Source organism: Kitasatospora sp. RG8, from assembly GCF_017813315.1.
Classification (GTDB): domain Bacteria; phylum Actinomycetota; class Actinomycetes; order Streptomycetales; family Streptomycetaceae; genus Kitasatospora.
Genome location: NZ_JAGIYX010000013.1, coordinates 177,064 through 189,662, shown reverse-complemented (window position 1 = coordinate 189,662; position 12,599 = coordinate 177,064). Strand labels below are relative to the sequence as shown.

Genomic DNA, 12,599 nt, shown 5'->3' with positions numbered 1-12,599 from the left:
GGCTACTCCATCCCGGCCAGCACCAGCGGCAGCCGGCGCGCGCCGTCGGCGACCAGCTTCACCGGCACGCCCCAGTCCTGCTGGTGCACGTGGCAGGCCGGGAACTCGATCTCCGGGTCGTCGTCGCAGGACGCGGCCATCGCCGAGACGTGCAGCACGCCCTCGGTCACCTCCTCGGAGAGCACCAGCTCGCGGGAGAGCGCGGAGTCCGCGCCCGCTCCGGAGACGAGCAGCTCCGGCGGGGTGGAGCTGACCAGCAGCCGGGTGGACGGGCCGTAGCGCTCGTCCAGCTTCTGGCCGGCCGGCGCCGAGAAGACGACGTCGAGCCGGAACGCGCCCGGCGCGACCTCGGTGGCGGCCCGCTGGGTGCGGTGCGCGACCGACTCGACCCGGACGGCCTCCTCGGGCAGCCGCAGCCTGGTCAGCCGGTGCCGGGCCGACTCGACCACGACGATGTCGCCGTCGACCAGCACCGCACCCGAGGGCTCGCGCAGGTCGGTGGCCAGCGTGGTGACCTCGCCGCTCGCCGGGTCGAAGCGCCGCAGCGCGTGGTTGTAGGTGTCGCTGACGGCCACCGAGCCGTCGGGCAGCACGGTGACGCCCAGCGGGTGCTGGAGCAGAGCCTGCTCCGCGGCGCCGTCGCGGTGCCCGAAGTCGAACAGGCCGGTGCCGACGGCGGTGTGGACGGCGTTCGTTCCACGTGAAACCCACCGGAGGGCGGAGGTCTCCGAATCGGCGACCCAGAGCCTCTCGCCGTCCGCCGAGACGGCCAGGCCGGACGGCTGGGCGAACCAGGCCTCGGCGGCCGGTCCGTCGACCAGGCCCTCGTTGGTGGTGCCGGCCGCCACGCCGACGGTGCCGGCCGCCGGGTCGTAGGCCCAGAGCTGGTGGACGCCGGCCATGGCGATCCAGACCCTGCCGTCGAACCAGGCCACGTCCCACGGCGAGGAGAGGTCTACCTCAAGGGCCGGCCCCTCGGTGGCGGAGCCCTGCCACCACTGCCGGCCGGTGCCGGCCAGGGTGGTCACCTCGCCGTCCGACAGCCGGACGCCGCGCAGCGCGTGGTTGACGGTGTCGGCCACCACGACGTCGTACGGGGACCCCTCCGGCAGCAGCGCCAGGCCCTGCGGTTCGCTGAACCGGGGGGTGGTGCCGTCCACCAGGCCGCGCACCCCGTCGCCGATCCGGCGGACCACCGTCTCGCCGTCCTCGGCCAGCTCGACCAGCGAGTGGTGCCCGGAGTCCGCGACCAGGAAGTGCCCGTCGGGCAGCCGGACCGCCTTGCCGGGGAACTTCAGGTCGCCCGCGGTGGGCTCCGGCGCCACGTACGGGCCGTCGCCGCGGCGCAGCGTCCCCTTGGCGGCGTGCTCCGCCTCCAGCTCCTCCACCAGCCGGGCGATGGCGTGCGCGTGCCCCTCGCCGGCGTGCTGGGCGACCACGTACCCCTCGGGGTCGATCACCACCAGCGTCGGCCACGCCCGCACCGCGTACTGCTTCCACGTCGCCAGCGCCGGGTCGTCCAGCACCGGGTGGTGCACCTCGTACCGCGCCACGGCGTCCACCACGGCCTGGTGGTCGGCCTCGTGCACGAACTTCGGCGAGTGCACGCCCACGATCACCACGGTGTCGCGGTGCTTCTCCTCCAGCTCGCGCAGCTCGTCCAGGACATGCAGGCAGTTGATGCAGCAGAAGGTCCAGAAATCCAGGATGGTGATCTTGCCGCGGAAGTCGGCGAGCGCCAGTTCCTTGCCGCCGGTGTTCAGCCAACCGCCTGCCCCGACCAGCTCGGGGGCGCGTACACGTGCACGAGATGCCATGAGGCAATCAAACCCCACCCGGCGGGCGGGTATTCCGGCCGCCGGCGGAGTCGGCCGTTCGCGGTGCCCGTGTGGCGGTGCTTCACGGCGGGCGGACGATCGGGTCGAATGGCGGGCGGGGGGCACACCCACGGGGCGCAGCCGCGGCTCGCACCCGGGGGCACACCCACGGCGCACGCCCACGAACTGGAGACGGTATGCGGTACCTGGTCAGGGAGAAGCTGTTCGCGATCGGTGACGACTACTGGATCGAGGACGACCACGGGAACAAGGCGTTCCTGGTGGACGGCAAGGTGCTGCGGCTCCGGCACACCTTCGAGCTGAAGGACGCCGGTGGCCGGGTGGTCGCGGTGGTGAAGGAGAAGGCGTTCACCGTCCGGGACGCGATGCGGATCGAGAACACCGACGGGGACACGGTCGCGACCGTCCGGGAGAAGCTGTTCACGCCGTTCCGCGACAAGTACCGCGTGGAGCTGGCCGACGGCGGCGAGCTGAAGATCCACGGCGACCTGATCGACAAGGACTACCGGATCGAGAACGGCCACGGCGACGAGCTCGCCCGGATCTCGCGCAAGTGGTTCCGGGTCCGGGACACCTACGGCGTGGAGATCGCCGACGGGGCCGACACAGGCCTGCTGCTCGCGGTCGCGGCCTGCGTCGACCACCTGACGGAGGAGGACTGACCCGCGGCTACACGATGACGTGGGGCAGGAAGCGGGCGCCCTGGTGGGTGATCGGGCTGTCGTCCGTCTCGCGGATGCCGAGGCCCGCCGCCTCGCCGTCGACCACCCAGGCGCCGAGCACCGGGCGGTTGCCGTCGAAGTCGGGCAGCGGGTGGTACTGCTGGTAGCAGTGGCCCTCGGGGCCGTAGCGGTCCGGGTCGCCGGCCCAGTCGGCGAGCCGGGTCTCCCGGCCGTCCGGGCCGACGATCCGGATGCCGGCGCCCTCGCGGCCGAGCAGCGGCTTGGCCGCGTAGCCCGGGCCGTCCGGGCCGGCGAGCTCGCGCGGGCCGTCGAGGTAGGCGGGGAGCAGGTTGGGGTGGCCGGGGTTGAGCTCCCAGAGCACCGCCAGCAGAGCCTTGTTGGAGAGCAGCATCTTCCAGGCCGGCTCGATCCAGAGGGTGGAGCCGGTGCCGCCGCCGTGGTCGATGACGTCGAGCAGCTGCTCACCGAACTCGTCCTCGGCCAGCCACTCCCACGGGTAGAGCTTGAACGCTGCCCGGATGAAGCGGTGTTCGAGGTCGACGAAGCGGCCGGAGAGGCCGTCCCAGCCGATGTCCTCCATGGCGATGCCGACCGTCTCGATCCCGGCCTGCTCGGCGCACTCCTGGAGGTAGAGGGTGGTCATCCAGTCCTCGCCCTCGGTGTCGCCGCGCGAGTGCGCGAAGTGCACCGGGCCGGGCGGCAGCAGGTGTTTCTGCCGCGCCCAGGAGGCGACCAGCCGCTCGTGCAGCGAGTTCCACTGGTCGGCCTGCGGGAACCGCTCCTCCATCCAGAACCACTGCGGGCCGGCCGCCTCGATCAGCGAGGTCGGGGTGTCCGCGTTGTACTCGAACAGCTTGGCCGGGCCGGTGCCGTCGTACCCGAGGTCGAACCGCCCGTAGACGGCCGGCTGCTCGTCGCGCCGCCGCCAGGACTCGGCGACGGCGGCGGCCAGCCGCGGGTCGGTGATGCCGTAGTCGGCGAACCGGCCGGTGCGCACCACGTGGTCGGCGGCGGCCAGGCACATCTCGTGCAGCTCCTCGACCACCTCCTCCAGGGCCTCCACCTCGGGCAGCGAGAACTCGTAGTACGCGCTCTCGTCCCAGTAGGCGTGCGGGCCGCCCTGGTTGCACGGGTCGGAGCACATGGCGTAGATCAGGCCCTGGGCCTCGACGGTGGCCAGCCAGTCGGGGCGCGGGGCGATGGTGCGCCGGCGCATCGCGGTCAGCCCCCGCCCGAGCCGCTGGAGCCGGACGGGCAGCCGAAGCCGCCGCGCTTGGTGGCGGCCTTGTCGAAGGTGCCGCCGGCCGCGGTGGTGCTGCCGGAGCCGCAGTAGTACCAGCGGCCGGCCGTGGTGCCGCCGCTCTTGCAGGAGTGGCTGTCCAGCACCTTCAGCGTGGCGGGGTCGACGCAGCGGCTCGGCGGGCTGCTGCTGGAGGAGGAGCAGCCGGACAGGGCCAGAGCCAGGGTGCCGACCATGCCGAGGGCGACGAAGCCCGAGCGGCGTCGGGCGTCCGGTACCGGGGTACCGGATCCGGTGGCTGTGGCGGAGGGCGGTGGCGACGTCATGGCGCCCGATGGTACGCGTGGGGCCGGAGGATACGGGAGGGGGCCCGCTTCCCCGGCCGTGCCGAGGCCCGATGGGATATGTTTTGCCGATCCTTGACCGTTGGACCCAGCCGGACCGGGCTGGAATCAGTGAGTGGACGCGGGGGACTGACCTGTGAACGACATCCTGCACGGCCTCGGTGCGGCCGCCGCCTTCGGCGGCGTCGGCGTGGTGCTGCTGCTCCTCGGCGTCGGCCTGGTGGACGTGCTGACGCCCGGGAAGCTGGGCCACCAGATCTGGGTCGAGCGCAACCGCAACGCCGCCGTGCTGCTCAGCTCGGCGCTGCTCGGCATCGGCGGCATCGTCTTCACCGCGATCCTCTACACCTACGAGGACTTCGGGAAGGGCCTGGTCTCCACCGCCTGCTTCGGTGTGCTCGGGCTGGTGCTGATGGCCGTCGCGTTCTGGGTGGTGGACCTGCTCACGCCGGGCAAGCTCGGCGCGATCCTGGTCGACCCCGAGCCGCACCCGGCGGTCTGGGTCTCGGCCAGCTGCAACCTCGCGGTCGCGGCGATCGTGGCCGCGTCCATCGCCTGACGGTACTGGTCGCCGGCGATACGGGGCGTCCTGCGGTACTGGTCGCCTGACGGCACGGGTGGCCCGGCGGCACGGTCCGCCTGACGGTGGCTCACGCCGGGTGCGGCTGCCCGCCGAGGACGTGCTCGCGCCCCCAGGCGCCCAGCGGCGCCAGCGCGTCGTTGAGCCGGACCCCGGCCGCCGTCAGCGAGTACTCGACCCGCGGCGGCACCTCGTCGTACGACTCGCGGTGCACGATGCCGTCCGCCTCCAGCTCGCGGAGGTGGGCGGCGAGCACCTTCTCGGTGATGCCCGGCACCTGGCGGCGCAGTTCGCCGAACCGCCGGTTCGGGAGCTCCGCCAGTGCCCAGAGGATCAGCACCTTCCACTTGCCGCCGATCACGTCCATCGCGGCGTCGATCCCGCAGACGTACGCACCGGGCCTCGGAACCGTCGCCATGCCCCCACCTCTCCGGCCTGCTCGCTCACCTCAGGGTAACCACCTACTTCGAAGTGCGTACTTGATCGGCCCCCGGGCCGGCGACGAGCCTGATCGGCATGGCACACAACACCGTTGACCCCGCTGCGAAGACCCCCCTCACCCTGCTCGGCCTCGGCGCGATGGGCACCGCGCTCGCCCGGACCTGGCTCGCCGCCGGGCACCCGCTGACCGTGTGGAACCGGACCCCGGCCCGGGCCGAACCGCTCGCCGCCGAGGGCGCCGCCGTGGCCGCCACCGCCGCCGGGGCGGTCGCGGCCAACCGGCTGCTGGTCGTCTGCCTGCTGGACGACGCCTCCGTCGGGGCGGCGCTGGACGGCGTCGACCTGACCGGCAAGGACGTGGTCAACCTGGTCACCGGCACTCCCGGCCAGGCCCGGGCCCGTGCCGAGTGGGCCCGCGCGCGCGGTGCCCGCTACCTGGACGGCGGGATCATGGCCGTCCCGCCGATGATCGGCGTCCCGGCGGCCGGCCCGTACGTCTTCTACAGCGGCTCGGCCGCGCTCTTCGAGGAGCACCGGGCCACCCTCGCCGTCCCGGCCGGCACCACCTGGGTCGGCGAGGACGACGGCTTCGCGGCCCTGCACGACGTGGCGCTGCTGAGCGCGATGTACGGCATGTTCGCCGGCGTCGCGCACGCCTTCGCGCTGTTCCGCGACGAGGCCGTGGCCCCGGCCGACCTCGCCCCGCTGCTGACCTCCTGGATCACCGCGATGTCCGGCTCGGTGGCGAGGACCGCCGAGCAGCTGGAGAGCGGCGACTACACCCGGGACGTCGTCTCCAACCTCGCCATGCAGGTCGCGGGCACGCCGACGTTCCTGCGCACCGCCGAGGAGCAGGGGGTCAGCCCCGAACTGATCGACCCCTACTTCCGGCTGATGCGGCGCCGGCTCGCCGAGGGCGGCGGTGACGAGGACCTCACCGGCGTGATCGACCTGCTGCGCGGGGCGGCCCGAGCCTAGCCCGCCGCGCGGTCGGTGAGGGGGCGGCGGCGGAGGGCGGCGTCGGTGAGGGCGGGGGGCTGCCAGACGCCGTCGGGGTGGTAGAGGTTGGTGCCGGGCGCGACGATCGCGTCGATGCGGTCGAGGGCGTCGTCGTCCAGGACGAGGTCGGCACCCTTGAGGGCCGCCGCCAGCTGCTCCGCGGTGCGCGGGCCGATGATCACCGAGGTGACGGCCGGGTGCGCCAGCGGGAAGGCGAGGGCGAGTTCGGGCAGGGTGCGGCCGAGGTCGTCGGCGAGCGCGGTGAACTCCTCGACGGCGTCGAGCTTGGCCGCGGTGACCGGCAGTGCCGGGTCGAAGCGGGCCGGGGTCAGGGCGGCCCGGCCGGTGGTGAGGTCGATCGGGCGGTTCCTGCGGTGGCGGCCGGTGAGGAACCCGGAGGCGAGCGGGCTCCAGGTCAGCGCGCCCATGCCGAGCCGCTGCACGGTGGGCAGCACGTCCCGCTCGATGCCGCGGGCGAGCAGCGAGTACGGCGGCTGCTCGGTGCGGAAGCGCGGCAGGTTGCGGCGTTCGGCGACGTGGTGGGCCTCGACGAGCAGCTCGGCGGGGAAGGTCGAGCAGCCGAAGGCGCGGATCTTGCCGGCCCGCACGAGGTCGCCGAGCGTGGAGAGGGTCTCCTCGATGTCGGTGGTGTGGTCGGGCCGGTGCACCTGGTAGAGGTCGATCCAGTCGGTCCGCAGCCGCCGCAGGCTCTCCTCGACCTCGCGGACGATCCAGCGCCGCGAGTTGCCGCGCCGGTTGCGGCCCTCGCCCATCGGGAAGTGCACCTTGGTGGCGAGGACGACGTCGTCGCGGCTGCCGTGGCTCTGCAGCGCCTTGCCGACGATCTCCTCGGACTCGCCGGCCGAGTACATGTCGGCCGTGTCGATGAAGTTGACGCCCTGGTCGAGCGCGGTGTGGATGATGCGGGCGCAGTCGTCGTGGTCGGGGTTGCCGACCGCCCCGAACATCATGGTGCCGAGGCAGTACGCGCTCACCTCGATGCCGGTGCCGCCGAGGACGCGGTAGCGCAAGGTTCTGTCTCCCTGGTGGTGGATGGGTGGCCGGGGCCCGGGCGGGGCCGCGGCCGCTGGGCCCCGAGGGTAGGGCTTGGAGTGCACTCAAGGGCAAGTGGTGGGCCGTCGGGGCGGGGCAAGTGGTGGTCCGTCAGGACTGGGCAAGGGGTGGGCGGTCGGGACGGCGCAAGGCGTGGGCGGTCGGGGCGAGGGGCGGGTCGTCCCTCTGCCGGGGGAGCGGGTTCCCCCGGGAAGGGGAGGCCTGGGCGGTGCGGCCGGTGCGAGCTTGGGGGCATGACGGCAACGAGCGGTTGGGCGACGGTGAGGGTGGCGGCGCGGGCGGCGGACGGCCGGGCGGTGATGGCCTGGGGCGTCGCGTACGCGGCCTTCGGGGCCGGCTGCGCGGTGAGCGGGACGGCGCTGTTCGGCGCGACCTGGCCGGGATGGGTGGTCGCCACGGTGGGCGCCGCCGCCTTCCTGGCCGCGGCGGCGTTGGCGCGGGGCGGGCCGGCCCCCCGGTTGCGGTCGGTGCTCTGGACGCTCTGCGTCCTGGCCGGCGCGGCGGCGTTCGGCCTGCTGATGGACGTCATCACGCTGGTCTTCAGCCAGGAGGTGGACAGTTGGCCGGCCACGGCCCACCGGGTGCTGTCCGCGCTCGGCGCCGTCCTGCTGGCGGCTGCCGCCCGCGCCGGTCGTCCGCCCGCCCGGACGGCGGGCACGGGTACGGCGCCGGCGCCTTCGGCGGCTCCAGGGGGCGTCCAACTGGCGGCCTTGGCAGGGACGTTGGCGTTCGCACCGTACGTCGTGATGAAGACGACCTGGGCGATTGGCGGGACGTTCGCGGGTCTGAGCGGTGACGCGATGCTGGCCGACGCCGAGCGCAACGGCGCCTCCGGGGTCTGGCTCACCCTCGCCTCCTGGGGCGTCGACGCGACGGCGCTCCTGGCGGCGCTCGGCGTGTTCCTGCTCTGGGGCCTGGTCCGTCCGTGGGGACAGGTCTTCCCGCGCTGGACCCTGCTGCTGCACGGCCGCCGCGTCCCCCGCTGGCTTCCGCTCACCCCCGCGCTGCTCGGCGCCGCCACCCTCGCGCCGTACGGGATCATCGGCATCGGCTACGCGGCGCTCGGCACGACCGGCGTGGTGACCGTGCCGCGCGGGGACTTCCCCACCGAGGCGGACGTGCTGCTGGTCTGCTGGATCGGCCTCGGCGCCTTCGCCGTCTACGGTGTGGCCCTCGCGGTCGCCGCCCGCTCGTACTGGCGCCGCACCGGGTGACCGGCGGGGTGGCGCCCGGGCGGCGCCGCCGTTTGCGGAACCGGCAACAAATCTTGCCGGTGCCGTGGGGGTCGTCGCAGCCTGGCGGTGGAGGTGATCGCCGTGAGCGACCGACGGGACAGGGCCGACAGGAACAGCAGGGCCGGCAGGAGCAGCGCGACCAGCACCGCCAGCACCACCAGCAGGGCCGGTGGGCATGGCAGTACCGGCGGGGCCCCGGACGGTCGCCGTGCGGACGGCTACGACGCGGGCAGCCACGACGCGGACGGCTACGACGTGGTGGTGGTGGGCGGCGGGGCCGCCGGGCTGAACGCGGCACTGGTGCTGGCCCGGGCCCGCCGCCGGGTGGCCGTGCTGGACGTCGGACAGCCGCGCAACGCGCCGGCCGCACACCTGCACGGCTTCCTCTCCAGGGACGGCATGTCCCCGGCCGCGCTGCTGGCGGTCGGCCGGGACGAGCTGGCCGGGTACGGCGTCGACCTGCTCGACGCCCGGGCCGACCACCTCGCACCCGTCGACGCCTCCGGTGCCACGGACGCCACCGGCGCCCCCGCGCCGCAGGGCCTCGGCTTCCTCGTCCACCTCGCCGGCGGTCCGGTGCTCCGCGCCCGCCGCGTGATCGTCGCCACCGGCCTGCGCGACGGTCTGCCGGAGCTCCCGGGCCTCGCCGAGCGGTGGGGTCGCGACGTCCTGCACTGCCCGTACTGCCACGGCTACGAGGTGGCCGACCGGCCGCTCGGCGTGCTCGGCACCCGTCCGGGCTCCGTCCAGCAGGCGTTGCTGGTGAAGCAGTGGTCGGACGACGTGGTCTTCTTCCCGCACGCCCGGCCGCTGGACGACGGCGACCGTGACCGGCTGGCCGCGCGCGGCGTGCGCGTCGCCGAGGGGACGGTCCGGCGGCTGGTGGCCGACGGCGACCGGTTGCGCGGCGTCGAACTGGCCGGGGGTGAAGTGGTGCCCCGCGAGGCCGTGTTCGTCTTCCCGCAGCCGGCGCCCCGAGACGCCCTGCTCTCCGGCCTGGGCTGCGCCCGGGACGCGCAGGGCTGGGTCGTCACCGACCGCACGGGGCGCACCAGCGTGCCCGGGGTCTGGGCGGTGGGCAACGTCGCCCACCCGAGGGCCCTGGTCGTCACCGCGGCCGGCCAGGGTGCGGCGGCGGGGTTCGCCGTCAACCACCACCTCCTGGACGAGGAGGTCGAACAGGCGCTCGCCGCCGCCCCCCTCTGAAGTGCCGCCCCGAAGCCGCCCCGAAGTCACCGATCCGAACGGAGTCAGCCATGCACCGACCGCACCACCACGACGCCCCCGAGCCCGCCCTCGCCCCCGCCGCCGCCACGCACGACCACAGTCACGACCACAGTCACGGTCAGGGGCACGGCCATGGCCACGGCCACCATGCGACCGACACGGACTGGTCGGCGCTCGCCGCCCTCCTGGAGCGCGAGGGCGAGCTGCACACCCCCGCATTCGCCCAGGCCGCCCAGTGGCTGGGCGAGTTGACGGCCGGTGCCCCCGTCGGCCGGGTGCTCGACGTCGGCAGCGGCCCGGGTGTCGTGGCGGGCCTGCTCGCCGACGTGTTCCCGGCCGCCGAGGTGGTCGCCGTCGACCGGTCGGCCGCTCTGCTGGCCCGGGCCGAGGCTCGCTCGTCCGGCCGCGTCACCACCCGACAGGCCGATCTGCCCGGTGAGTTCGGCCTGCTCGGTGCGGCCGACCTGATCTGGTCGTCCCAGGCGATCCACCATCTCGGCGACCAGCAGGCGGCGTTGGCATCCCTGGCCGGTTCGCTGCGCCCGGGAGGGCTGCTCGCGGTCGCCGAACGCGGGCTGCCGCTGCGGTTCCTGCCGCGCGACCTCGGCCTCGGCCGTCCCGGCCTCCAGGCCCGGCTGGACGCCGCGTACGAGGATGCCTTCGCCGCGATGCGTGCCCAACTCCCCGGTGTCGTCGACGAGGTGGAGGACTGGTCGGCCATGCTCTCCCGGGCCGGCCTCACCCCCACCGGCTCGCGCACCTTCCTCGTCGAGTGGCCGGCCCCGCTCGCCGCGCCGGCCCGTGAGCACCTGCACGCCCAACTCGAACGCCGTCGTGAGCAGTTGGACGGGATCCTGGCCGCCGACGATCTCGCCGCCCTGGATGTCCTGCTCGACCGCGACTCCCAGGCCGGCATCCTCGCCCGTCCCGACGCGTTCTACCTCGTCGCCGTCACCGTCCACACCGCCCGGGCGGCCGCCGCGGAGTAGGGGCCGTCGGGGCAGGTGCGTGAGGCGCACCTGCCCCGACGGTCAGATGCCGGACGCCAGCTTGAGGGTGACGGCCCCGGCGATGATCGAGGCGAAGGAGAGCAGCTTGGGGACGGTGATCCGCTCCTTGTAGATCAGGGCGCCGAAGACGACGGTGCCGATCGAGCCGAGGCCGGTCCAGATGGTGTAGCCGACGCCGACGTCCAGCGTCCTGAGCGCGAGGCTGAGCGTGAAGATGCCGCCCGAGGCCGCGACCAGGGTGAGGACGGACGGCCAGAGCCGGGTGAAGCCGTTGGTGGCGTTGGTGCCGAGGGCGAAGGCGATCTCGAAGACGACGGCGATCGCGAGGAAGACCCAGGCCATGACGGTGTGCTCCTTGAGTGGTTGGGGTCGGTCAGTCGGTCAGTCGGTCAGTCGGTCAGGGCGAGGGGCGCGGGGCGAGGTGGGCGTGCGGGGTCAGGCGGTGACGGGCTGCTCGGAGCCGCCGGGCTTGTCGGCGGGCTTGTCGGCGACCTTGTCGGCGAGCTTGAGGCCGAGCACGCCGCCGATGATCAGGACGAAGGCCACGGCCTTCCCGGGGTTCATGGACTCGTGGAAGAGCACCGAGCCGAGGACGACGGTGCCGACCGAGCCGATCCCGGTCCACACCGTGTAGCCGACGCCGACGTCGAGGGTCTTCAGTGCGAGGCTGAGGAAGAAGATCCCGCCCGCGGCGGCCGCGGCCGTCAGCAGGGACGGGCCGAGCACGGTGAAGCCGTGGGTGGCGTTGGTCGCGAGGGCGAAGACGACCTCGAAGACCGAGGCGATGAGCAGGTAGATCCAGGCCATGGGAACCCCCGGGTGCATGGTGCGGCAGTGGTTGCATGTATGTGCAAATTGATTTCGACTGGGCAAGAGCATGCATGTACAAGTAACCTGTGTCAACCCGCCCCGCCTGCGCCAGGAGCAGCCCATGGCCTCGGAACACCGCCCCACCAGCGGCGGCGCACGCCCCCGCACTCCGGACGCTCCGGACGCCGGCCCGTCGGACTCCCGGATGTGGAGCCGGCTCACCGCCCTGCACGCCCACGTCGAGAGCCGCCTCACCACCGTCCTCCAGCGCCGGCACGGCCTCGGCCTCTCCGAGTACCGTGCCCTCGGCCTCCTCGCCGAGGCCCCCAAGGGCGAGCTGCGGATGCAGGACCTCGCCGCCGGCCTCGGCCTCAACCAGAGTTCGGTCACCCGTCTGGTCGCCCGCCTGCACGCCGCGGACTTCACCTACCGGGACCTCTGCCCGGACGACAAGCGCGGCGTCTACACCGTCATCACCGCCGCCGGCCGCGCCCGCCACCAGGAGGCCCGCGCCACCTACGAGGAGACCCTCACCGCGGCCCTGGACGAGGAGGCGGCCGCCGTCCCCGACCTCGTCCCGCTCCTCACCACGGCCCGCCACTCGCTCGGCTGATCGCGCCTGCCCCGCCCGCTACGCCGTCGCGCCCGCGCCCGGCTCTCGCGCCCGGCTCTCGCGCCCGCCCCCGCGCACGGGAGGTCGAGCCGGCCGACTTCCCGTGCGGCCCCGCCCCGCGGTGGGGCGGTACGGTCACCGCATGGCAGCCTCGAACCCCGACGTCGTCGTGGTGACCACGACCCACGACGCCGAGCCCGCGGCCCGCGCCCTGGCCGCCGCCGTGGTGCGCGAGCGCCTGGCCGCGTGCGCGCAGGTCTACCCCGTCCGGTCGGTCTACTGGTGGGACGGCGAGGTGCAGGAGGGCGCCGAGTGGCGCGTCGACCTGAAGACCCGAGCCGACCTCGCCGCCCGCCTGACCGCCTTCATCACCGAGCACCACACGTACGACACCCCCGAGGTCGTCGCCGTCCCGGTGGTCGCCGGCAGCAGCGGCTACCTCGCCTGGGTGGCCGCCGAGACCGCCCCCTGACGGGAAGCGCGCGGCCCCCGTCGCGCAGTCGCG

At 74.1% G+C, this 12,599-nt stretch carries 15 protein-coding genes; 8 read left to right on the top strand and 7 right to left on the bottom strand.

Features of this window, described 5'->3' with window-relative positions; all coding sequences use genetic code 11:
• Nucleotides 1-2: 2 nt before the first annotated feature.
• The gene (locus J5Y04_RS20910) at nt 3-1,817 is read right to left on the bottom strand and encodes an NHL domain-containing thioredoxin family protein (protein ID WP_209413591.1); all 1,815 of its coding nucleotides are present in this window, start codon (nt 1,815-1,817) and stop codon (nt 3-5) included.
• 197 nt (nt 1,818-2,014) lie between these two features.
• Here J5Y04_RS20910 and J5Y04_RS20905 point away from each other — a divergent pair, with 197 nt between their 5' ends.
• Entirely contained in the window at nt 2,015-2,500 is a 486-nt protein-coding gene (locus J5Y04_RS20905; protein WP_209413590.1) for an LURP-one-related/scramblase family protein, read from the top strand.
• A 7-nt stretch (nt 2,501-2,507) separates the two neighbouring features.
• Here the strand turns inward: J5Y04_RS20905 and J5Y04_RS20900 are convergent, their stop codons facing one another.
• Together J5Y04_RS20900 and J5Y04_RS20895 are read right to left on the bottom strand one after the other, a co-directional pair.
• On the bottom strand, nt 2,508-3,737 hold the full coding sequence (locus J5Y04_RS20900; protein WP_209413589.1) for a glutathionylspermidine synthase family protein: 1,230 nt from the start codon (nt 3,735-3,737) through the stop codon (nt 2,508-2,510).
• Nucleotides 3,738-3,742: 5 nt separating this feature from the next.
• On the bottom strand, nt 3,743-4,087 hold the full coding sequence (locus J5Y04_RS20895; protein ID WP_209413588.1) for a hypothetical protein: 345 nt from the start codon (nt 4,085-4,087) through the stop codon (nt 3,743-3,745).
• Between the two features lie 154 nt (nt 4,088-4,241).
• Between J5Y04_RS20895 and J5Y04_RS20890 the strand changes: the two genes are divergently transcribed.
• Nucleotides 4,242-4,664: a DUF350 domain-containing protein gene (locus J5Y04_RS20890; protein ID WP_148643618.1), complete on the top strand. Its 423-nt coding sequence runs from the start codon at nt 4,242-4,244 to the stop codon at nt 4,662-4,664.
• A gap of 91 nt (nt 4,665-4,755) precedes the next feature.
• Here the strand turns inward: J5Y04_RS20890 and J5Y04_RS20885 are convergent, their stop codons facing one another.
• Nucleotides 4,756-5,103, bottom strand: a complete 348-nt coding sequence (locus J5Y04_RS20885) for a helix-turn-helix domain-containing protein (RefSeq protein ID WP_209413587.1) — start codon at nt 5,101-5,103, stop codon at nt 4,756-4,758.
• Nucleotides 5,104-5,201: 98 nt separating this feature from the next.
• Between J5Y04_RS20885 and J5Y04_RS20880 the strand changes: the two genes are divergently transcribed.
• Nucleotides 5,202-6,104, top strand: a complete 903-nt coding sequence (locus J5Y04_RS20880) for an NAD(P)-dependent oxidoreductase (protein ID WP_209413586.1) — start codon at nt 5,202-5,204, stop codon at nt 6,102-6,104.
• On the opposite strand, the gene J5Y04_RS20875 is transcribed toward J5Y04_RS20880, so the two are convergent.
• Nucleotides 6,101-7,156: an aldo/keto reductase gene (locus J5Y04_RS20875; RefSeq protein ID WP_209413585.1), complete on the bottom strand. Its 1,056-nt coding sequence runs from the start codon at nt 7,154-7,156 to the stop codon at nt 6,101-6,103. The genes J5Y04_RS20880 and J5Y04_RS20875 overlap by 4 nt on opposite strands.
• A 276-nt stretch (nt 7,157-7,432) precedes the next feature.
• Between J5Y04_RS20875 and J5Y04_RS41960 the strand changes: the two genes are divergently transcribed.
• The 3 genes from J5Y04_RS41960 (at nt 7,433) to J5Y04_RS20860 (ending at nt 10,650) form a co-directional block, all read left to right on the top strand.
• Nucleotides 7,433-8,413, top strand: a complete 981-nt coding sequence (locus J5Y04_RS41960) for a hypothetical protein (protein WP_245205126.1) — start codon at nt 7,433-7,435, stop codon at nt 8,411-8,413.
• 102 nt (nt 8,414-8,515) lie between these two features.
• A complete protein-coding gene (locus tag J5Y04_RS20865; protein WP_209413584.1) occupies nt 8,516-9,640 on the top strand; it encodes an NAD(P)/FAD-dependent oxidoreductase in 1,125 nt (374 codons plus the stop codon).
• 50 nt (nt 9,641-9,690) lie between these two features.
• Nucleotides 9,691-10,650 (top strand): trans-aconitate 2-methyltransferase, encoded by a 960-nt coding sequence (locus tag J5Y04_RS20860; protein ID WP_209413583.1) that lies wholly within the window; start codon nt 9,691-9,693, stop codon nt 10,648-10,650.
• Between the two features lie 42 nt (nt 10,651-10,692).
• On the opposite strand, the gene J5Y04_RS20855 is transcribed toward J5Y04_RS20860, so the two are convergent.
• Together J5Y04_RS20855 and J5Y04_RS20850 are read right to left on the bottom strand one after the other, a co-directional pair.
• Entirely contained in the window at nt 10,693-11,013 is a 321-nt protein-coding gene (locus J5Y04_RS20855) for a multidrug efflux SMR transporter (protein ID WP_209413582.1), read from the bottom strand.
• Nucleotides 11,014-11,106: 93 nt separating this feature from the next.
• Entirely contained in the window at nt 11,107-11,478 is a 372-nt protein-coding gene (locus tag J5Y04_RS20850) for a multidrug efflux SMR transporter (RefSeq protein WP_209413581.1), read from the bottom strand.
• A 124-nt stretch (nt 11,479-11,602) separates the two neighbouring features.
• Here J5Y04_RS20850 and J5Y04_RS20845 point away from each other — a divergent pair, with 124 nt between their 5' ends.
• On the top strand, nt 11,603-12,094 hold the full coding sequence (locus tag J5Y04_RS20845; RefSeq protein WP_374106061.1) for a MarR family winged helix-turn-helix transcriptional regulator: 492 nt from the start codon (nt 11,603-11,605) through the stop codon (nt 12,092-12,094).
• Between the two features lie 142 nt (nt 12,095-12,236).
• Nucleotides 12,237-12,566 (top strand): divalent-cation tolerance protein CutA, encoded by a 330-nt coding sequence (gene cutA, locus J5Y04_RS20840; RefSeq protein WP_209413580.1) that lies wholly within the window; start codon nt 12,237-12,239, stop codon nt 12,564-12,566.
• The last annotated feature ends 33 nt before the right edge of the window (nt 12,567-12,599 follow it).

Coding starts and splice junctions, on each gene's coding strand:
- J5Y04_RS20895 (WP_209413588.1), bottom strand. CDS start 4,087: ATGACGTCGCCACCGCCCTCCGCCACAGCCACCGGATCCGGTACCCCG.
- J5Y04_RS20860 (WP_209413583.1), top strand. CDS start 9,691: ATGCACCGACCGCACCACCACGACGCCCCCGAGCCCGCCCTCGCCCCC.
- cutA (WP_209413580.1), top strand. CDS start 12,237: ATGGCAGCCTCGAACCCCGACGTCGTCGTGGTGACCACGACCCACGAC.
- J5Y04_RS20905 (WP_209413590.1), top strand. CDS start 2,015: ATGCGGTACCTGGTCAGGGAGAAGCTGTTCGCGATCGGTGACGACTAC.
- J5Y04_RS41960 (WP_245205126.1), top strand. CDS start 7,433: ATGACGGCAACGAGCGGTTGGGCGACGGTGAGGGTGGCGGCGCGGGCG.
- J5Y04_RS20900 (WP_209413589.1), bottom strand. CDS start 3,737: ATGCGCCGGCGCACCATCGCCCCGCGCCCCGACTGGCTGGCCACCGTC.
- J5Y04_RS20910 (WP_209413591.1), bottom strand. CDS start 1,817: ATGGCATCTCGTGCACGTGTACGCGCCCCCGAGCTGGTCGGGGCAGGC.
- J5Y04_RS20845 (WP_374106061.1), top strand. CDS start 11,603: ATGGCCTCGGAACACCGCCCCACCAGCGGCGGCGCACGCCCCCGCACT.
- J5Y04_RS20880 (WP_209413586.1), top strand. CDS start 5,202: ATGGCACACAACACCGTTGACCCCGCTGCGAAGACCCCCCTCACCCTG.
- J5Y04_RS20850 (WP_209413581.1), bottom strand. CDS start 11,478: ATGGCCTGGATCTACCTGCTCATCGCCTCGGTCTTCGAGGTCGTCTTC.
- J5Y04_RS20855 (WP_209413582.1), bottom strand. CDS start 11,013: ATGGCCTGGGTCTTCCTCGCGATCGCCGTCGTCTTCGAGATCGCCTTC.
- J5Y04_RS20885 (WP_209413587.1), bottom strand. CDS start 5,103: ATGGCGACGGTTCCGAGGCCCGGTGCGTACGTCTGCGGGATCGACGCC.